Raw genomic sequence first — 18,545 nt, forward strand, 5'->3', positions numbered from 1 at the left:
CGCCTCTCCCGCCGATCGCGTTAGCGACGCAGAAGCGGCAGATCTGCTCGGCGCCCTCGAACACGTTCCCTCGGAGTTCGCGCTAAGGCGGCTTGCCCGCATTCTCCCTAAAGGTACGTATCATCTAGCGGTGATCGAGACCCCGGTTCGGCTGGTCGCACCGGGCGCGCGGGATGATTATTTTGCCACAGACGTGGTGCGTCTTTTCGGGCTCGAAGCTCCCGAATACGAGAAGCCTCAAGACCCAGGTACGCCTTACTATCGGCTTGGATCTGATCATGAACTGTCAGTCCCATACGCAGGAGGAGAGATTCCTGTCATTCGCCATAGCTACCCGGCAGGGGTAACCAAGACGCTACTGACGCAGATCGCTGTGCCACTTCAAGATCCAGCGACGCTGGACAGAGATCGCGTGGAATACTGGAAGTCGAGATCCCGAGCAGGACATTCACTCACGGCGTTCGCAGTGTCCGTGCTCGATAACCAGGCGCCGGCCAGTTGGAAAGGCGACAAGGATTACCCATACGAGGGCCAAAATGCTGCTGACGCACTGCTTGCTGGATGGACATCATCGAGTGCAAGCAGCATCCGAAACTGATTCTCCCGTGCGCATTCTCACACTGCTTGCGCCGTTTGCATCGACCGTAGGTTCCGACTTCGATTTCGCAATGGTTTTCGAAAGGCTCGTCGCTGAAGTCCCAGCACTGAACTGAACGTGACGGCCGCTTCAGTCAACGTCGTCAACATTTTGCATCTTTGTGCGAGGAAATGGCCAAACTTGGATGTGTATCCACCGAGCAGGAGCAATTAGTTTAAATTTCATCAAGGAAAAATACCTTCCCGCGCGTTAACGGGTCCAAACCCGCGTTTGCGAATAGTCCGATTTGCTGCAATTCTTTGTCCTCCGTTAAACATGGAACGCCGGGGTTTGCTTGCGCTAGGCGCGAGCAATTCATCACGAGGGCATGATGAGAAAAGGTGCGCGCTCCAAGCTGATCTCGCCGCTGCTCGCGGCAGTGCTGCTTTGGTGTTATGCGGGTTCGCCGACGCGCAGACGCCTGCGAATGTTCCGGGTCAAACTGATCCGGTCGGACCGCCCGCCAGTTACATTATTCTGCGTATTGACAACCTGGCGCTTTCGTACGTGAGCGGCAGCGACATCAGTCAACGTCGTCAACATCTTGTTCGATTGGGTTCACAACGCTCTGCGCCCGTGCTGCCGCTTATTTCACCGCACCCTTCAGCCAGGCCTGGAAAGTACGTCTGCGCTCCTTGTCGAATGACTCGCTGGCGGCCGTCCTGATGATATCTGCGACAGAAACCGAAGCCAGGGCTTTGCGCCATTGCGTCTCGGCATCCAGAAAGGCCTTCGCAATCGCACACTGGTGCTTGCATGCGGCGGGCGCTGCGGCGCACGGCCCTTGCTGACGAATCTCGGTACATCGAAAAGCCGACTCGGATCCTTCAATGGCCAAGGTGATGTCCAGCAAAGTGATCTTGGAGACCGGTTTGGCCAGGCGGTAGCCGCCGCTGACGCCGCGATTTGCCGTTACAATTCCCGCTCGCGATAGCGCCTGCAGGTGCTTGGCCAAATAGGCGGGTGGCAACTCGTGAAACTCGGCGAGCCGGCCGGCCGGCAGATCGAATCCAGCCGGAACCACGCCGAGGATGCCGCACAGATGGATCGCCCATTCGACACCTTCCCCGATTCGCATTGCGGACAATTATCATCCATGTTAATTAGGATGCAAAATGTCCGAATTAGAAGAGGCGGATTGCGTGGAAAATTTTGATGTCGTCGTGATTGGAGGAGGGCTTGCGGGGTTGTGCACCGCGTCATTTGCAGCGAGCGCCGGAGCCCGGGTCGCGCTCTACGAGTCTTCACCGGAGCTTGGAGGACGCGCACGGACGCGCATAAAGGAAGGCTATTATTTCAATTACGGTGCGCACGCCTTGTATCGCGGCGGGGCATTGGACACTGCCCTTCGCGACCAGGGAGTGGTTCCGAGAGGCAACGTGCCCAAATTGGCGGCCGGCTATTTTGTTCGAGATCGAACGCTACACCGAGCCCCGTTCAGTGCGTCTGGGCTTAAAGAGACGACCTTGTATCCGTCGGCAGTGAAGGCAGAGGTCGGCGCCGCACTTGCCCGGTTCGGCAAGTCGGCGCCGGAGGTGGGCCCAGGCGTGAACGCTCGCCAGGCCGTGGAAGAGTTCTCGCCGTCGCCGCATGTCCGGGAGCTAATCTCCGCCATGCTGCGCTTGACGAGTTTAATTCACGACCCCGATGCCGCCGACGGTGCGACGCTTTTCGGTCAGCTTCATCGGGGCTTGTCGAACAACGCCGTCTACGTGGACGATGGCTGGAACCAATTGGTCTCGGCACTGACGGCCCGTGCCGATGCCGGTCGATGCCAGCTCGGCGTTGGTCGGCGTGTGACAGCGATTAAGCCAGGGCAAACGTGGCGCGTCGAGACCAGTGGTGGGCACTCAGTTTCCGCGCCCGCCGTCGTGATTGCTCTGCCGCCGCGAGATGCCTTGGAACTGCTCCCTAACGTGGAGGCGTTGCGGGTCGCAGCCGACCGATCCGTTGCAGTATACGCTGCGTGCCTGGACCTTGGACTATCGCAATTGCCTGAGCCGCGGCACCAATTTGCTCTCGGCATCGATGAACCGCTCTATCTTTCTGTTCATAGTTCAGCTGCCCGGTTGGCGCCTGAGGGCGGCGCGCTGGTGCACATTCTGCGATACCTGGAGCCCGACCGGCAGCTCGACAAAGCGGTGCTGCTTGCGGAACTCGAGGGCTTCGCCGACCTGCTCCAACCCGGCTGGCGCTCATATGTTCGCGCCCGTCAATTTTTCTGGAGGATGCCGGTTATGTGCGCGGAGCCGCTGGCCCGATTTGGGGGTCTTGCCGGACGGCCGAGTGTAGCAGTGCCCGGCTCTCCGGGCCTGTACCTCGCCGGTGACTGGGTAGGCTCGCATTCTTTGCTCTCGGATGCTGCCGCGGCCAGTGGCCGGCTTGCGGGCGAGATGGCCGCAGCATTCGCGCAAAAGAATCGATCGTCGGCGCAGCCAAAACGATTCGATGCGAGATGAGAAGCCGCCGCGCTTGCGTGTAACCTCAACTGATCGCGCTCGACCGCTCGCAGATGCCGGCCGGCGCTGCGCGTAGCAGAGGGCCGGCCGGCGGCGCGAGCCATCGCTGGCCATCGTCAGCGAACTTTCGTGACGACGGCAAACAGTTTGCGGATTTGTTGCGCGGGATCGAAGAAAGCGATTGCCCTGTCGCGCGCGGATCGTCCGAGCCGGTTTCTCAGGTCCGACGATTCGATCAGGCTTCGCAATGCGGACGCGAGTGACAGAATGTCATCAGACGGCGCGAGGATGCCGCTCGATTCGTCCACCAGCTCCCAGAATCCGCCGATCCTGCTGCTGACGATGGGAAGCCCTGCGTACATCGCTTCGCCAAAGACGATCGGCAAGCCTTCGAGGCCCGTGTTGGGCTGGCAGTAGATGTCGGCCGCGGACATGAGGCGCGGAACGTCGTTGCGCAGTCCAAGGAATCGGACGCGCTCGGCGATGCCGAGCTCCGCGGCCGCTTTTGTCAGCGCTTCGAAGTAGTCCCGCTCGAAGGGGCGTTGCGGTCCGCCCGCCTGCACGCAAATCCATGAATCGAGATCGCGCAGCTGCGCAAGCCCTCGCAGGCATTGCATCTGGCCCTTCCACGGTTCCATCCGCGACGCCTGAATAATGACGACCGCGTCGTCTGCGATACCAAGTTCGGCACGCACCTGCCGACGCGTTGCATCGCGATCGGCGATCGCAGGCGGCGCGATCGGATAGTGAATTATCTCGGGCGCCAGGCCCGGGTACATGTTTTTGAGCCGCTCCCCAACGAACTGACTTGGGCAAATTGCCACGGCCGGCCGCGTCAGCCCGGCCCATCGCTCCAGCCAATGGCGCCCATCCGTCGCCAGATGAAGCCAGAAGATGAGCGGCACGTTGCCGGCTTTTATCGTCGCGCCGAAAAGCGCCTGCGGCCACGCCATGTGACAGATCGCGGCACCATAGTGACTCTTGGTCAGCAGCGCAGCGAGTCGCCGCCGGGCGCGCAAGACGCTGACCGGATTGCGCACTCGCGCCGCTCCCAGCCGATGAACCTTGACCCCCGAGGCTTCGAGCTCGCGCGCCAGGCGGCCCTCAAAGCACACAGCGAACTCGGGTTCCATCGGCGCAGTCTCGCGATACTTCGCCAGCGTGACGAGCAGGGTCTCGACGCCGCCGTAAAGATTGCCGGGCGCAACGTGCAGCACCCGCATCGGGCGCCGATGTTCTTCGAGATCGATGGAAGCAGGTTCCATCAGCCGCGCAGAGCGCTCTTCCTGCCGCACAGCATCACGTTGTCGGAGAAGGCCCGCGGCAGCATCCGCGACAGTGGGGCGGGAAATTTCAGATCGCTTCGCGGGATCCGGCCGTCGCCGCTATATGCGAGCCGAACCTGCGTCAGGCCGGCTTCCTGCGCTATCCGCAGCAGATCGACTTCGAGCAACGCCGTCACGTGCGCAGGATAGTCCACGTCCTGAAACGCCGCGAAGCGTTTGCGGAAGATCAAAGTCAGGATGCTCAACAGGCTGAGTTGATTTGGCGTCGTGATCGCAATCAGCGCTTGCGGCCTGGCCACGCGCACCAACTCGCGCATCAGCGCGCGCGGATTTTCGAGATGCTCGATCACTTCGGCGGCAATCACGATATCGGCGAAGTCCTCGGGCAAGGGCAGGGTGCCGTTCAGATCGGCGCGCACGAAATCCCAGGCCGCGGGAAACGAGTCGTAGCGAATGAGATCAGTCCCCACGTAGCGATCGCAAAAGGGCGCGACGAATTGCCGCAGCGCTCCCGCACCGCATCCGACGTCGAGCAGCGTCGCGCCGTGCTCATGCTCGGCGGCTAGGCACGACGCGATCATCGCATAGACGGCGCCAAGGCTGGCGCCGCCGCTCAGCCGTGCCCGCTCTTCGCGCTGGCGCGCTAAATCAAGCTCCGAATTCAAAGCGGGCACGGCAATGGAGCGGCGGCCGCGCAGCTACTCTTTCTTTTTCGCCGCGACGCGCGGACGCCATTGGTAGAACGATCGCATATCGACCTGGAACGACCATGCGCCCTTGGGCTGGTTGATCAGATGAACGATTTCATCGCAGATCGACGAGGGCGGCACGAAGTGCGACGGATCCTCGTTGGGCGCCGCCTCGCGCACGCGCGGACTATCGACCGCGCCATCGACGTCGAGCGCCGCGGCATGAACCCCGAGATGCATGAACTCGTAGGCCACCGACTCGGCGATCGCGCGCTGCGCGACCTTTGACGCGGTGTAGGCGGAGTATTGCGCCGGCCCGCCGCGGGTTTCCGATCCCAGCACGAAGATAATCGTGCCGTGCCCACGCTCAGCCATCTTGCCTACTACTGCCTGTGTGCAGAAGAACGGGCCGTAAGTGTTGACCTTGAGCTGGAAGTCGAAGTCATCTTCGGTGATCTCGGTGAAGCGCTTGCGCAGGTAGGCGCCCGCGTTGTTGATCAGCACCGCGATCGGTCCGAGCTCGCGCTCGACGGTCTCGACCGCGGCCAGCACCTGGTCGCGTTTGGAGACGTCGGTCGGCGTGACGACGGCCTTGCCGCCCTGCTGGCGGATCAGGTCTGCGGTTTCATCGAGTTGGGATTTGGTGCGCGCGATGAGCCCGCAGGCGTAACCTTCGCGCGACAGGCGAAGCGCGATGTCGCGGCCGATGCCGCGTCCCGCGCCGGTAACCAATGCAACTTTGGCGTCTGACATAGCGCGAGAATCTTAACCGCTTGAACCAGGCATGCAAACCCGCCGCGGCCTCAAATTGCTTGGCGCTTCCGAGCCATGGTGCTAGCGTCAGGACAGGCAAGCATGATTCGCCGGGTCCGCGAAATCAGGGTCGGCTCGCCGCGAGTATCGAAGTGAAGGCCGCATCGATATCGGCATTAATGGCAGCGCTCGCGCTTTCGCTGGCGCTGGCCGGTGGTGCCGCGGCTGACGACGATTCACCGCCGGCCGATCTGAGCAAGGCCGACCGCGCGATTATCGAACTCAACAAGGTCCTCGTCATTCCACAGAAATGCACCGAAACCGATGGCATGATGGCGTGCGATCCGAATGCCAACCTGCCCGAGGATGCCGATACTCCGGAACCTGGCAGCGCGCCGCCCTCCGCTGATGCGGATACCAGCGGCGAACCCGCTCCAGGTACGCCGCGAGCAATCGATGCCGACTCGAACGGAGCTGCAACTGCCGATCGCGATTCGACTTCACTGCCGAGTCTGACCGGCCCCGAACCCCCTGAGCCCGAGGCCGCGGGCGCACCCGCGGACATCTCGAATCCCGATGTCCCGATTCCCGACGATCAGCCCAACGATCCGACCACTACCGCATCGAACGACGGCCAGGCGATCGATCCCGAGTACGGCACGCTCGAGGACTACAAGCAGCAGCAGGACATGGTGATGGTTCCCGGACCCGAGGGCGTTGGAACGCTCTATGGCGGAACGGCCGCGACCTACTATCCATCATATCCCGTCTATCCAATGCCGGTCGGCGGTGCGTACGCGGCTGCCCGTATAACGACCAACACGTATCGGCCCCCGTTTGGACCGCCGGGACCGTGGCTCTCGTCGCCCACGCCATTTGGTCCCGCGCCGCATCTTGCGCCCGCTCCGCACACCTTCGGCTTTCCCCATCATTGAAAGGCGTTTCCGATCCGCGTCGCACTCGGGATATTATTCATCTTCCACCGCGCGCCGGTTTGCCGTATCTAGGCGACAAGGAATGCGATGCTGTTCACAATCGACGTCGGCAACAGTCACACGGTCATAGGCATCTACGAGGGCGACCGCCTGCTTCATCACTGGCGGCTGTCGACCGTCCGCGACCGCACGACTGACGAGCATGGTGCGACGCTCCACACGCTGTTATCAGCCCAGGGGCTCGAGCGCGCGATGCGCCCTGACGGCGTCGTGATCGCGTGCGTGGTTCCTCCCCTCAATGGGGTGATGGAACAGCTCGCCGAGCGCTATCTGCACTGCGAAGCGCTGATGGTTGGTCCGGGCATCAAAACCGGGATGCCGATTCTTTATGAGAATCCCAAGGAGGTTGGCGCCGATCGAATCGTCAATGCCGTCGCGGCATACGATCGTTACGGCTCGGCCTGCATCGTGGTGGATTTCGGAACGGCGACCACCTTTGACTACGTGACGGCCAAGGGCGAGTACGCCGGCGGCGCGATCTCGCCAGGGCTCGGCGTTTCGATGAACGCGCTAATCGAGCATGCGGCCAAGCTCTACCGCGTCGAGCTCGCGCGCCCGCGCGAGGCGGTCGGGCGCACAACGGTCGCCTCGATTCAGTCCGGATTGATCTTCGGTTATACGGCGCTCGTCGACGGACTCGTGAATCGAATTCGCCGCGAGCGCAATGAGAACGCGCGCGTGGTCGCGACCGGCGGCCTCGCGGAGTTGATCGCGCCCGAGAGCGAGACTATCGAGGAAGTCGATGAGTTCCTGACTCTGAAGGGCCTGAGACTGATATTCGATCGTAACCATCGCTAAGCGGAGACCATCTTGGAAAAGCAGGCCAACCGCGTCGTCACAGATTCGATGATCGGGCTCAAAATGCCCGAGTACGCGCGCCATTCTGATCGTGTCGCGACTGTTCTGGGAATGAATCCGAGCCCCTTCACGGGACCGGGGACCAATACCTGGATTGTCGGCACGAGCCGCAGTCCGATTCTGCTCGACACCGGGCAGGGCGTCGCCATCTATGTGGACCTGCTCGAAACCGCACTCAAGGAACTTTGCGATACACGCGAGATCGATCGTATCGTATTGACGCACGCGCATCCTGATCACCTGGGTGGCGTGCCGCAGGTTTGCGAGCGTTTCGGCGAGATGGAAGTCCTGAAGATGCCGTGGGAGGGACACGACCAGGCAGCGCGCGCGCCGATCTCCGCGATCGGCGATCAGTCGGTCGTCGAGACCGAAGGAGCGACATTGCGCGCTATATTTACCCCAGGACACGCACCTGATCATTTGTGCTATTATTTGGAGCAGGAACGGGCGTTGTTTACGGGTGACGTTGTGTTGGGCGCCGGAACCACGGTGATCCCGGATGGAACGGGCGACCTCGGCCAGTACATGGATTCGCTGCGGCGGCTTCTGGAACTCGATCTCGAAACGATTTATCCGGCACACGGTCCCGTGATAAAGAAGCCCAAAGAGAAGATTAGGGAATACATCGCGCACCGTGAGCTGCGCGAGCGTCAGGTTCTGGAGGCGCTTGGGAGTGAGCCGCTCGAAGTGATGGGCATCGTCAAGAAAATCTATGTCGATGTGCCCGAGTACCTGCATCCGGCGGCGGCCAGTTCGGTCCGATCGCATCTGAAGAAACTCGCGAAGGAGGGGCGCGTCGCGGAAAATGATCAGCGCTGGTGCCTCATTTAGGCGATCGCCCGCGCTTGCCTTCTCGATACTTGCTGGCGCATGCGCGCTAAGTATCGCCGTAGCTCCCTGGGCGCTCGCCCAGTCCGCGTCGCCATCTGACGCCGGTTTGCCCGCTGCTTCCGAGGCTTGGGCGACCGCCGCGGCGGCTGCATCTCCGGCGGCATCGCCCCCGGCTCGATCGATTTCCGCCAGTCCTTCCGCAGACAAGCTGACCTCCGCCGGGGCCTCGAACATGGTCGACACTCCTGCGGATTTGAATCCGAGCACCACCGAGATTCCTTCCGCTTCATCATCTGCGCCAAATCTGCCGTCCTCCTCGGGAGTGGCAGGGTTCGATAGTTCCAATTCGGGATCTCTCGCCACAACTCAGACTCAGGACAACGCGAATCAAGCCGAGATTGCCCGTTATGAAGCCGAGCAAAGCGGGATGCCTCAGCAGCCGCCACCCGGCTCGCTGCCGCAGTACCTGAGCGAGGAATCAGTCAGCTCGCCGATCGGCTTCGAGTTGCGCGAGGCGCGGCGCAAACTCTCCAGCGGCGAAGAGGCCGACGGCCTTCTCATCATCGATGTGAAGCAGGGAAGTCCAGCGGCGCAGGTCGGCTTGAAGCCTTACAAACACGGCGCCCACGACGTGCTGACGGGAGCGGCGATCGCTGGCGCGCTGTTTTTCCCGCCCGCGATCGCTCTCGTTCCGGTGCTCGACTTTACGCAGTTCGGCGAGAGCTACGACATGATCATCGGGGTCGATGGCTCGCGCGTATCGAACTTCCTTGACTTCGAAGATCGCACGCATGATCTGCAGCCCGGCGAGATCGTGTACCTGAGCGTCGTCCGCAACGGCAAGCGACTGCAGGTATCGGTGCCGGTGCCGCCAAATATCAGTTCGCTTACGTACTAGAATGGTTTGCCGATATCGGGATTTGCGATGCGTACCCTCGTAGACCGAATCCCGATTGCGGCGCGAATAGCGGTGACCGGACTCGCGATGCTGCTGGTCGCGGCGCTCGTCGTGCGTGCGATCGCGCGGGCCACCGAACAAGCCAAGGTCTCGCGCGCGGAGGCTGAGATCGCGATCCTGAAGCGCGCGCTTGATCGTTACTACTTCGACAACGGCGCCTACCCCACCGTGCTCGACGCGCTTTACAATCCAACCGCGCACAAATCTGCAAGTGGGCAGATCAAGTATGTCGGGCGCTACGTCTCCGACTTGCCCGAGCACGATCCATGGGGCAATCCCTTCTATTACGAAAGCGATGGCCAGATGTACGTGCTGAAATCGTTTGGCGCCGACGGCGTTCCAGGAGGCACCGGCAACAACTCCGATATCGTCGCTGACGCCAACATGACCTCCAGCGAATAGCAGAGCTTTACGAGCGCACCGGAATTTCCGTATATTCAGACCTTCGTCCGTCGATGAGAATTTCTCACGGCGAGTCGAGTTGGTTCAGTGAGTGCCTTCGTGGATCGAAGGCGAAGTAAATAGGGCTCGCGCCTGGATCCGTGGGTTTTCCGGACCGGGACTCCCGATGCTCGGGCACTCGAATCTATTTCGAGTCTGCTCCTCAGCGGGGTTGCCAGCGCGCGTCTGCCCCGCGTTTTTTGAGGGAGCAGATCAATGAATCACGACAAAATTCGTGTCCCGCACCTTGCGCGGATGAAGGCGGCGCGTGAGCCGATCACGATGCTCACGGCGTACGACTTTCCCTTCGCGCGAATCTTCGACGCCGCCGGCGTCGACCTCATGCTCGTCGGCGACAGCCTCGGCATGGCCGTGCGCGGCGAGGAAACCACGCTCGGCGTGACGATCGACGAGATCATCTATCACACGCGGATGGTGGTCCGGGCTCGCACGCGCGCGCTAGTCGTCGCCGACATGCCGTTTCTCTCCTACCAGGTGAGCGCCGAAGACGCACTGCGCAACGCCGGCCGCCTCATCAAGGAAGGCTCGGCCGAAGCCGTAAAACTCGAAGGCGGCGTCGCAGTTGCCGATACTGTCAGGCGCATCGCGGCGGTCGATATTCCCGTGATGGGACACATCGGTCTGACTCCACAATCTGTTCATCGCATGGGTGGGCATCGCGTGCAGGGCCGCAAGTCCGGTCGTGGCGCCGGATGCCGTGAGCGGCTGCTCGAAGACGCGCGTGCGCTCGAAGCCGCGGGCGCCTTTGCGATCGTAATCGAAGGCGTGCCGCCGTCGCTCGCGCGCGAAATCACCGGCGAACTCGCGGTTCCAACTATCGGCATCGGCGCCGGTCCCGGATGCGACGGGCAGGTGCTCGTGATGCACGACATGCTGGGCCTCAGCGAGTCGTTCATCCCGCGCTTTGCCAAGCCGTTCGCGAAACTCTGGCAGGACGCGTCCGCCGCCGCGGCGAGCTATGTGCGCGAGGTGCGCGAAGGCGCGTTTCCCGCGCCAGAACATTGCTATCGCGAAGGGAGGGCCGAGTGATGGACATTCTGAGAACTCCCGACGAGATGACGCGATACGCCGAAGCTGCGCGCATGTCCGGCGAGCGAATCGCCTTCGTACCGACGATGGGATTTCTGCACGACGGGCATGTCACGCTGATGCGCGAAGGACGGCGCAGGGCATCGGTGCTGGTCGCGTCGATTTTCGTCAATCCTACCCAGTTCGGACCGAGCGAAGATTTCGGCCGCTATCCGCGCGCGTTTGAGCGTGACTGCGAGTTGATGCAGACCGTGCCGGTCGACGCGGTCTTCGCACCCGAGCCCGCCGCGATGTACTCGCCCGATGCGCAGACCTGGGTCGAAGTCACCGAGATGACGCAGGGCCTCTGCGGAGCGCATCGCCCGGGCCATTTCCGCGGCGTCACGACCATCGTCGCCAAGTTGTTCAATATCGTGAAGCCGCACGTGGCGCTCTTCGGCGAGAAGGATTTCCAGCAGCTTCGCGCGATCCAGAAGATGGTCGCGGACCTGAACTTTGACGTCGAAGTCGTGCCGGTGCCGATCGCGCGCGAGAAGGACGGCCTCGCGATGAGCTCGCGCAACGCGTACCTCTCGCCCGCCGAGCGCGAACGTGCGCTTGCGCTAAGCCTTGCGCTGCGCGCGGCCCGCGAAACGCATCGCGAGGGCGCCTGCTGCGTCGAGCAGATCGTTCATTGCGCGCGCCGCGTGCTGCGCCGCACCGAAGGCGTCGAGATCGAGTACGTGTCGGCGGTCGATGCCGACACGCTTGCGCCTTATCCGCCGCTGACGCGCCCGATCCTGGTAGCGATCGCGGCGCGCGTCGGCCGCACCCGCCTCATCGACAACACCGTGCTCGAACCTGCTCTCACAGACGTTCACATCGAGGAACAGTAGATTGAAAAAGTAGCGACGCGGCCGTCCTTCCCGCAATTAAGAGGGCCGGCCGTGTTCAATTTAGAAGAACTGTGGCGCGAGCCGCACGGCTCGCGCATTTCAACGGCGGGCAGGCGCCCGCCCCACTAAATTTCAGAAATTTGGCTTCAGCCGCTCTCGACCAGACTGGCTGGCATCCACCGGGCCGCCATCGATTCCGTCATCCTGGGAGTCTGTGAATGTTTCGAGGCGCGCGATTTTTTGTGTCATCCCGAAGCGAAGCGATTTGCTCGTCCGTCATGGTGAGCGAAGTGAGCAGCGCGAACGAAGTCGAATCCATCTCGGACAGCGCCGCGTCAAGCGGCGCCTCGCGACCAATAAATAGGGTAGGAGCTTCGCGCGACGACTGGCACCGGCCCCTTCGGGGCCACCAAGATCTCTCGACTCCGCAGACTCCGCTCGAGACGACAGATAGGGGCATTGCTGTTGGCGACTAGACAGGATCCGGGTGAGGAATGACCTCGCCCGCTTTGCGGGCGAGGTCATTCGAGAGCGGGAGGTCACTCCACAGGGTCAGCTCGCCAGCGTTTGCTTCAGCTTGGCGCCTTCGCGTTTGCGGAAGCCTACCGCTACGCTGAGGCGCTCGAGATGCTGGTCGATCAGCTTGCCGCCCAGGCGCACGCGATGCTCGGCGAAGAACTGCTTCACTTCGTCTTCGCGGTCGAGCAGCGCGACGATCGCCTCGCACATCCGGGGCAGGGCGCTGTCGGGATACTTCTCGATCATCTGGCCCCAGTTGCGCTTGATGAAGTCCCACGCCTCGTAGCGGCAATGGGTGTTCAGCAGCAGCGAATGCATCAGGTATGGGGCGTTCTGCGTCCGCACCTGGCCGTCGATCGTCATCTCCATCGTTTTGGCGAGCAGGCCGCGATCGCGGAAGCCCGCCAGCGAAAACAGGTAGCGCTGCTCCTCCTGCGGCGTGCGCGGGGCGCGGAACTTGGCCTTGAATTCCTCGTAGCGCTTCGCATCACCGGTATACGACAGGATGTTAACGAGAGGCGTGATGAGGTCGCGATCGGCTGACGATGGATTGTCCTCGAAGCGCGCAAAGGTTTTCTGCGCGGTCTTTTGAATCTCCGGATCGTCGCCGAGCGTGCCGAGCGCGCCGATCAAGAGGCCGCGCAACTGGCGATCAAGCTCGCTCTCGCCCGGTTTCGCTTCCCATCCCATGCGCCCGAAGGCCGGGCTGGCGATGGCGCGAACGGCGGCCGCGATCGCGGGGCGATCACCTTCTTCGGCCAGCATATCGAGGTAGGAAAACGCGCCGAGCAGCGCGCGCCAGACGTTGATGTCGGTCTCGGCGGTGAAGATCCGCGCCATCTTGATGAATTCGCTGAGCGGCCCGACGCCCGCGACGGTCGCGGCCCACGTATCGCTCACCAGGCCGAAGCGCTCGATCGGCTTCAGCTCGCCGAGATTGCGAGTGATGCCCGCGAGCAGCGTCGGCGAATAGTGCACGCGATAGAATCCATGCCCGCCTTCGTTGGCCAGCGCCCATTCGAGCTTACCGGGCAGCTCAAGTGTCGCCTCGCGCGAAGTCAGCAGCATCCGATGCGTGCCGACGCCCTTGTCGGTCTTGACGCGAATCATCAGCGGCACATGCCAGAGCTGCTCGTTGGCCTCGGGCAGGTAGAAGAAGCGGCGCTGCGAAACCTTGAGTGAGCGGCCGTCCGCGGCCGCTTCGACTTCGACGATCGGAAAGCCGGGCTGGAAGATCCACGAGTCCATCATCTTGCGCGCGGGCTCGTGCGAGGCTTCTTCGAGCGCATCCCACAGATCGCTCGTCTCGGTATTGGCGAACTGATGCTTCTTCAGGTAGCGGCGAATACCGTCGCGGAACATCTCGGGGCGCAGGAACTGCTCGAGCATCCGCAGCACCGCCGCGCCTTTCTCGTAGGTGAGGATATCGAACATCGCGCGGCATTCTTCGGGGCTGTGCACCGTGAATTCGATCGGCCGCGTCGAGCGTAGGGCGTCGATCGCCATCGCCGCCGCGCGCGACACGGAGAAGCTGTCCCACCTTTTCCAGTGCGGCTTCCACGCATCGACCGCGAGCATTTCCATGAAGGTGGCGAAGGCCTCGTTGAGCCAGATGCCGTTCCACCATTTCATGGTGACGAGGTCGCCGAACCACATGTGCGCGTTCTCGTGCGATACGACATCGGCGACGCGCTCGAGCTCGGCGCGCGAGGCGCTTTGCTCGTCGGCGAGGAGCGCGGTCTCGCGGAAGGTGATCGCGCCCAGGTTTTCCATCGCGCCCGAAGCGAAGTCAGGAATCGCGAGCAGGTCGAGTTTGTCGCCGGGGTAGGGCAGGCCATAGTAATCGGCGAAATACTTGAGCGAGAAGACTCCGATCTGTTTCGCGAACTCCGTGAGGTTGTCCTTGCCGGGCACGTGCACGATGCGCAGCGGCGTGCCCGCATCAACGGGTGTCGTCGCGACGAACTCGCCGACGATAAACGCGACGAGGTAGGTCGACATCTTGATCGTTTCCTTGAAAACGATTTCTTTCTTGCCGCCGCCGAGTGCGCGTTCGCTCTCGACGCCGCCGTTGGAGAATGCGGCGAGGCCCTCGTCAATCACGAGCGTGACCTTGTAGCTCGCCTTGAGCTCCGGCTCGTCCCAGCACGGGAACGCACGGCGGGCATCGGTCGATTCGAATTGCGTGGTCGCTGCGGTATGCGATTTGCCGGCAGCGTCGTTGTACTGGCTGCGATAGAAGCCGTGGAGCTTGTCGTTGAGGATGCCGCGGAACTTGATGTGCAGCTTCCAGTCGCCGGTTTCGAGCGACGACGGGAACTTGAAGTGTGCGCGCTCGCGTGGACCTTCGAGCTCGATCTTGCCCTCGAGCGTTTTGCCGGCGCGCCTGGCGCTGACCTTGTCGATTTCAAGTTCGAGCGCATTGAGCAGGACTTCGCTGGTCGCCTCGTTGACGACGACGTCGATCGTCTCTTCGCCGGCGAAAGTAAAAGCTTTGAGATCGGGGGTGAGCTTGATGTCGTAGCGCTTGGGCGTGACGTTTTTGGGGAGGCGGTATTCGTGCGTCCTGTCCTGCAACGGCGCACCTTCCTGATCGCGCATCATGGTTCCTTCCTTGTGAAAAATCGGACTGAAAAACGGGCGCACGCGCCCTCGCCCAAGATTATTTCAATCCACCCGTTTGCGCGAGCGAATCACGGCAGACGGAGCGGGCGCTCCATCCATAGGACGTCCCAGTATTTGTCGAACTTGCGGCCATTCTCGGAGAATGCGCCGACGTTGTTGAAGCCGAAGCGGGCGTGGAGCGCGACCGATGCGTCGTTGGGTAGCGTGATCCCAGCGACGAGGCGGTTCAGGTCAGCGTCTTTGATCGCCTCGAAGAGCACGCCATACATCGTGGTGCCGAGGCCGCGCCCGGTCGTATCCGGCGCGCAATAGACCGTCACTTCGGCGGTGGTGTCGTAGGCGGCGCGATCGCGAAAGCGTCCCGTGCCGGCGAATCCGAGCACGCGGCCCGCTTCATCGGCGACGAACAGTTGATGGCGTCCGCCGGCGGTATGTTCGCGGAACCAGTCAGTGAAGCCTTCGACGGTGACGGGATCGATCGTGAAGGTGATGGGCGTGTGGATGACGTAGTGGTTGTAGATCTCGACGATCCCTGGCAGGTCGCCGATGCTGGCGGGACGAACGGTGATCGCAGCCACGACCCTTCCACCTTGGCGCGAAAACTAAGCTGTCGCGAGCTCCGCGAATGTCGTCAGCTTGATGCCGCGCGACACGATGCTCTCGCGCAGGCGACTGCTGGTCAAGATATCGACTTCGCGCTGCGCCGCGGGTGCCGGAGGGATGCCGCCGATGTCCTTCGCTGGATGGAAGTAAAGCTCGGTCGTGCCTTCAGGCAGGCGCGCGATGATCGCGGCGATGTAGTCCTCGTCGAGATTGCCGCTCTGGTGCAGTCCGAAGAGCCAATCGGTCGATTTGAGCCCGCGCTCGTGCATCATGCGGCGCGTGCGCCTGGAGAGCGAGCGAAAGATAACTGCCTCGACCATCTTGCGCGTGGCGTTGTCGCGCCTGAGGCGCAGCGTCGTGCCGACGCGCTCGCGGGGCAGCCGGATGCATGGCACCTTAAACTCGATGGCAAGCTCGACGAGGATGTCGGCGATCAGTGGATGCACATGAAAGTTGAGATGGCCGTCGATATGGTTCAGGCGTCCAACGAGCTCAAGATGACGTTCGACCTGCGCGCGCATCTCGGGCGCGATCTTGATGCGCATCGAGCGATCGAAGAAGTAGCGCATCCCCGCCACCACCGGGTTCTCGATGAAGTTGCCCGACGAATCGACCGCGCCGCGCATCGCAGCCGCGTCCAGGATCGCCCTGCCGCGGCATACCACCGCATGCAGCCCGACATCGAGCGCAGGATTGTCCTTTGCCGCCGCCGCTGCCTCGACGGCGTGTTGCTCCGCAACCATCAGGCTTGTGCTGGTGAGAATTCCCTCGCGATGCGCGAGGACTACAGCCGCATTCACTTCGGACGAGAGCCCAAAGTCGTCCGCATTGACGATGAGCTTCTTCAAAGCGTGCTCCCGCTCTGAAGCAAATACGAACCATTGAGGCTGCGATACTTGGGACGCAAAGGATTACCTGATTACCTATCGAGGCGGCTGGCCAATCTTGAACGACCAACGGTACGTCGTGGAATCCACCGCGATCGCAACCGTGTACGTTCGACCGGGTTTCAAGGGAGCGCGTGGAATGAGAACTGCCGCGAGCTTCTTGGCGAGCATGCGCCGGCCGATCTCCTGAACACGCTCGTCTGGGTTCGTGTACGACGATGCGTCGTAAGCGCAGGTCTCCAGCAGTTGGTCGCCGTCCATCAGAGAATACGAATCCAGCTTCACTCCGGCGGCGTCGTTCATGCTTTCGCCGAGCGAGAGCACGATCGGCAATCCGGTCGGCACCCTGTAACCGGCGCAGGGCGCGATTGGATTGTCGTACTCTCGCCCGCCATCGTATGAGCCCAAGAGAAACGCGCTGGCGGGTGGCGGAAAGAGAATCGGCGACCTGAGATACATTCGCGCGCTATCACCCAGTCCCCTGTCGGGATCATACGGATCGTAGTTGTAATTCGCAGCGGTGCGTTTGAAGCTGCGGTTCAACTCCTGCTGGCTCTGGTCGTAGTCATAGACCACCACTCCCGCACAACTTCCGTTGGCGCAGTAGTCGCCGTAACCAACAGTCACCAACGTGGGTTCAAGTATGACGAGAACGCTGAGAGGCGAGGTCATCAACCTATCGATCCAGGTTGCGACTTGTGAAGAGATCGCCGAGGCCGTGAAGACGTCGCAGCGCGCGACGACTGATGCGCCGTTGATCGAGTACCATCGATTCCCGACCTGTTCCTCGTGTACTGAGGAGGCTAACTGGTGCTTGACCTGATTGCCGACCAAAGAGAAATCTCCTGGGCCCAGCTTGTTCTCAACGATGTATCGAGCGTGAGCCGCAGCCGCCTGACTATCACCTTCATTCAGACGCACCGGATCCAGATGTTCGAGCGCGCGATAATGGTTCATGCGGTCCAAAATTGCGGCACTTGTCGACGCAGTTTGCGGTGGAGTAGTTGCGGCTTCAAGCTCGCATGCTCCGAGCAGAATGACGCACATGGCGGCCAGTATCGCAACGAACCTCGAGCCTGTGTGCTCCGCATTCAGATGCCGAGAATCCACGATAATCCCCCTTTGAATCGCTGCTCAACAATGGTTCGGATTTCACCATAGCCTGCGGATAAGCGCGCTTAAGTCGCTTGACGCGATAACTCATGGGCGCAATTTTGCTAGCATCGTGGCGGTGGCTCAAGATGCGAACGGTGCGGGGGGGAAACATCCGGGGCTGACGCTTGTTTTCTACGCCTTCGGTCGCGAAGTCGCCGACTTCAAACGCAGAGTAAAGCATCGCACGCCCCTGCCGCATCGCGACTTGCGCGGCTTCCGCACCGAGATCGGCGGACGCGACGTCGCCGTCGTCGCCACCGGCATCGGGCATCTGCGTGCGCTCGAAAGCGTGCGGCTCGCATTCCAGGTGTTGCCCGCGCCCGAGATGGTCATCGGCACCGGCGTCGTTGGGGCGCTGTCGTACGGGCTGCGGCCCGGCGATATCGTGCTGGCCGATAGGATTATCCACAAGCGCGACGAGGAAGCTGAGCCCGAGCATATCGCGGCCGTCAACGAGACTCATCTGCGAGATGTCGGCCGCTATCTGAAAGTTGCCGGACTCCAATATTCGACTGGGCCGATACTGACGTCGCATCGTGTGCTGGTATCGGGCGACGAGAAGCGCCGCGCCAAGGAGGAGACCGGGGCGATCGCCGTCGATATGGAGACCGCGGCGCTGGCCGCAGAGGCGGTCGCGCGCGGAATCCCGTTCGCCGTGATGCGCACGGTGCTCGATCATATCGACGATGAAATCGCCGGCACCGAGATGACCGACGATCGCGGCCGCGTGCGCCCGCTGCGCGCGACGGGGCATCTGCTGCGCAACCCGACGATGCTGTTCAAGCTCCCGAAGCTCTTGCGCAACATGGGACTCGCCTCGGCGGCGCTGGCTAACGCGCTCGAAGCGATTGCGCATCGCGGGCGCCCGCCGTTCGCGATCGAGCCGAAGCGCAAGCAGCAGAAGAATCGTCGCCACTGAAGTCG

18 protein-coding genes are annotated in these 18,545 nt (G+C 62.1%); 10 read left to right on the forward strand and 8 right to left on the reverse strand.

Annotation, left to right across the window (positions count from 1 at the left end; all coding sequences use genetic code 11):
• Positions 1-598, forward strand: a 598-nt coding sequence (locus VMA09_15480) for a hypothetical protein (protein HUA35009.1), incomplete at its 5' end; no start/stop codon positions are given.
• 625 nt (positions 599-1,223) lie between these two features.
• On the opposite strand, the gene VMA09_15485 is transcribed toward VMA09_15480, so the two are convergent.
• Positions 1,224-1,715, reverse strand: a complete 492-nt coding sequence (locus tag VMA09_15485) for an Rrf2 family transcriptional regulator (GenBank protein ID HUA35010.1) — start codon at positions 1,713-1,715, stop codon at positions 1,224-1,226.
• A gap of 37 nt (positions 1,716-1,752) precedes the next feature.
• Between VMA09_15485 and VMA09_15490 the strand changes: the two genes are divergently transcribed.
• Positions 1,753-3,096, forward strand: coding sequence for an FAD-dependent oxidoreductase (locus VMA09_15490; GenBank protein HUA35011.1), 1,344 nt, complete (start codon positions 1,753-1,755; stop codon positions 3,094-3,096).
• Between the two features lie 116 nt (positions 3,097-3,212).
• On the opposite strand, the gene VMA09_15495 is transcribed toward VMA09_15490, so the two are convergent.
• From VMA09_15495 to VMA09_15505, 3 genes are read right to left on the reverse strand one after another with little or no spacing between them, the layout of a single operon-like run.
• Entirely contained in the window at positions 3,213-4,361 is a 1,149-nt protein-coding gene (locus VMA09_15495) for a glycosyltransferase family 4 protein (GenBank protein HUA35012.1), read from the reverse strand.
• Positions 4,361-5,047, reverse strand: a complete 687-nt coding sequence (locus VMA09_15500; protein ID HUA35013.1) for a methyltransferase domain-containing protein — start codon at positions 5,045-5,047, stop codon at positions 4,361-4,363. The genes VMA09_15495 and VMA09_15500 overlap by 1 nt, the downstream gene beginning before the upstream one ends.
• Before the next feature lie 33 nt (positions 5,048-5,080).
• Positions 5,081-5,824, reverse strand: a complete 744-nt coding sequence (locus VMA09_15505; protein HUA35014.1) for an SDR family NAD(P)-dependent oxidoreductase — start codon at positions 5,822-5,824, stop codon at positions 5,081-5,083.
• A gap of 179 nt (positions 5,825-6,003) precedes the next feature.
• Here VMA09_15505 and VMA09_15510 point away from each other — a divergent pair, with 179 nt between their 5' ends.
• The 7 genes from VMA09_15510 to panC all read left to right on the forward strand — a co-directional run bounded on the left by VMA09_15510 (position 6,004) and on the right by panC (position 11,832).
• Positions 6,004-6,759 (forward strand): hypothetical protein, encoded by a 756-nt coding sequence (locus VMA09_15510; protein HUA35015.1) that lies wholly within the window; start codon positions 6,004-6,006, stop codon positions 6,757-6,759.
• A gap of 87 nt (positions 6,760-6,846) precedes the next feature.
• Entirely contained in the window at positions 6,847-7,617 is a 771-nt protein-coding gene (locus VMA09_15515; protein ID HUA35016.1) for a type III pantothenate kinase, read from the forward strand.
• Positions 7,618-7,629: 12 nt separating this feature from the next.
• Entirely contained in the window at positions 7,630-8,508 is an 879-nt protein-coding gene (locus tag VMA09_15520; protein ID HUA35017.1) for an MBL fold metallo-hydrolase, read from the forward strand.
• Between the two features lie 427 nt (positions 8,509-8,935).
• Positions 8,936-9,406 (forward strand): PDZ domain-containing protein, encoded by a 471-nt coding sequence (locus VMA09_15525; protein HUA35018.1) that lies wholly within the window; start codon positions 8,936-8,938, stop codon positions 9,404-9,406.
• A 27-nt stretch (positions 9,407-9,433) separates the two neighbouring features.
• Positions 9,434-9,868, forward strand: coding sequence for a type II secretion system protein GspG (locus VMA09_15530; protein HUA35019.1), 435 nt, complete (start codon positions 9,434-9,436; stop codon positions 9,866-9,868).
• Positions 9,869-10,123: 255 nt separating this feature from the next.
• On the forward strand, positions 10,124-10,957 hold the full coding sequence (gene panB / locus VMA09_15535; GenBank protein HUA35020.1) for a 3-methyl-2-oxobutanoate hydroxymethyltransferase: 834 nt from the start codon (positions 10,124-10,126) through the stop codon (positions 10,955-10,957).
• Positions 10,957-11,832, forward strand: a complete 876-nt coding sequence (panC, locus tag VMA09_15540; GenBank protein ID HUA35021.1) for a pantoate--beta-alanine ligase — start codon at positions 10,957-10,959, stop codon at positions 11,830-11,832. The genes panB and panC overlap by 1 nt, the downstream gene beginning before the upstream one ends.
• 552 nt (positions 11,833-12,384) lie before the next feature.
• Here the strand turns inward: panC and VMA09_15545 are convergent.
• The 4 genes from VMA09_15545 to VMA09_15560 form a co-directional block, all read right to left on the reverse strand.
• Positions 12,385-14,952 (reverse strand): M1 family metallopeptidase, encoded by a 2,568-nt coding sequence (locus VMA09_15545; GenBank protein HUA35022.1) that lies wholly within the window; start codon positions 14,950-14,952, stop codon positions 12,385-12,387.
• A 92-nt stretch (positions 14,953-15,044) separates the two neighbouring features.
• Positions 15,045-15,554, reverse strand: coding sequence for a GNAT family N-acetyltransferase (locus tag VMA09_15550; protein HUA35023.1), 510 nt, complete (start codon positions 15,552-15,554; stop codon positions 15,045-15,047).
• 24 nt (positions 15,555-15,578) lie between these two features.
• A complete protein-coding gene (gene hpnK, locus VMA09_15555) occupies positions 15,579-16,427 on the reverse strand; it encodes a hopanoid biosynthesis-associated protein HpnK (protein HUA35024.1) in 849 nt (282 codons plus the stop codon).
• A 75-nt stretch (positions 16,428-16,502) separates the two neighbouring features.
• Positions 16,503-17,423, reverse strand: coding sequence for a hypothetical protein (locus VMA09_15560; GenBank protein ID HUA35025.1), 921 nt, complete (start codon positions 17,421-17,423; stop codon positions 16,503-16,505).
• Between the two features lie 268 nt (positions 17,424-17,691).
• On the opposite strand from VMA09_15560, the gene VMA09_15565 reads away from it, so the two are divergent.
• A complete protein-coding gene (locus VMA09_15565) occupies positions 17,692-18,540 on the forward strand; it encodes a hypothetical protein (GenBank protein ID HUA35026.1) in 849 nt (282 codons plus the stop codon).
• Positions 18,541-18,545: the final 5 nt, after the last annotated feature.

It is taken from the genome of Candidatus Binataceae bacterium (genome assembly GCA_035508495.1).
GTDB lineage: Bacteria > Desulfobacterota > Binatia > Binatales > Binataceae > JASHPB01.

Excerpts from the sequence above, each read along its gene's own strand:
- VMA09_15485 (HUA35010.1), bottom strand. The coding sequence starts at position 1,715 with ATGCGAATCGGGGAAGGTGTCGAATGGGCGATCCATCTGTGCGGCATC.
- VMA09_15490 (HUA35011.1), top strand. The coding sequence starts at position 1,753 with ATGTCCGAATTAGAAGAGGCGGATTGCGTGGAAAATTTTGATGTCGTC.
- VMA09_15495 (HUA35012.1), bottom strand. The coding sequence starts at position 4,361 with ATGGAACCTGCTTCCATCGATCTCGAAGAACATCGGCGCCCGATGCGG.
- VMA09_15505 (HUA35014.1), bottom strand. The coding sequence starts at position 5,824 with ATGTCAGACGCCAAAGTTGCATTGGTTACCGGCGCGGGACGCGGCATC.
- VMA09_15510 (HUA35015.1), top strand. The coding sequence starts at position 6,004 with ATGGCAGCGCTCGCGCTTTCGCTGGCGCTGGCCGGTGGTGCCGCGGCT.
- VMA09_15515 (HUA35016.1), top strand. The coding sequence starts at position 6,847 with ATGCTGTTCACAATCGACGTCGGCAACAGTCACACGGTCATAGGCATC.
- VMA09_15525 (HUA35018.1), top strand. The coding sequence starts at position 8,936 with ATGCCTCAGCAGCCGCCACCCGGCTCGCTGCCGCAGTACCTGAGCGAG.
- VMA09_15530 (HUA35019.1), top strand. The coding sequence starts at position 9,434 with ATGCGTACCCTCGTAGACCGAATCCCGATTGCGGCGCGAATAGCGGTG.
- panB (HUA35020.1), top strand. The coding sequence starts at position 10,124 with ATGAATCACGACAAAATTCGTGTCCCGCACCTTGCGCGGATGAAGGCG.
- panC (HUA35021.1), top strand. The coding sequence starts at position 10,957 with ATGGACATTCTGAGAACTCCCGACGAGATGACGCGATACGCCGAAGCT.
- VMA09_15545 (HUA35022.1), bottom strand. The coding sequence starts at position 14,952 with ATGCGCGATCAGGAAGGTGCGCCGTTGCAGGACAGGACGCACGAATAC.
- VMA09_15560 (HUA35025.1), bottom strand. The coding sequence starts at position 17,423 with ATGAACCATTATCGCGCGCTCGAACATCTGGATCCGGTGCGTCTGAAT.